Raw genomic sequence first — 700 nt, forward strand, 5'->3', positions numbered from 1 at the left:
CTCCTTTTGAGTCATAATTAATGACATCATTAGTCAAATATTGATTTTTGTTATTTGAAAAATAGATTAGTCAGAATTACCCAGAAAACAGGGCTTTCTAGCCACGTTTCAAGTTCACATTTTACTGAATTTTTAGGGGATATTTTTGAATTTTTGACGCAATTCGACCAGTACAGCAGCGTCATTAAATACGACTTTTCACATATTGTCAACAAAAAAATCAATATATTGTGTTTTTTTTATTTTTTTACCTAAATATGCTGCTTTACAAACAAATGATGCAAATATTCCGTTCCCAAAAATCGTTTATACGTTAAAGCATTTACCATTTATTTTTTGGATAAAAATACTTCTGGAGAGCATTTAGAGCAATACGCAAAGAACTAACAAGATGTGGTAATGTTTGATTTTCTATAACAAGATGTTGTATCGCGGCATAAAGATTATACTGTCTATAGAGGTGTTGTGCTTCTTTGATAGCCTCTTGCATGTTTGAAAACTGTTCTGTTGCAAATTTAATCCATTTTTCTTTTGCTGTCTCATCAGAAGATGAGGGCATTTTATCATAAACAGCACTTGGCAAACCTTTTGCACACGAATAGTCATTTTTCACTTCAAGATATTTTTGCGCAGCATCATATTGGTCTTGATTAAGTTCGCCTTGCAAATAAAGCCGCCCGATATAGGTGCCGGAGAGCGG

General features: G+C 33.3%; 1 protein-coding gene. It reads right to left on the minus strand.

Annotated features, from left to right (window positions below):
• Window positions 1–322: 322 nt before the first annotated feature.
• On the minus strand, window positions 323–700 hold a 378-nt coding region (locus tag MCO_RS09710; protein WP_007554337.1), incomplete at its 5' end, for a hypothetical protein.

The sequence above is a fragment of the Bartonella sp. DB5-6 genome (genome assembly GCF_000278115.1).
GTDB lineage: Bacteria > Pseudomonadota > Alphaproteobacteria > Rhizobiales > Rhizobiaceae > Bartonella > Bartonella refiksaydamii.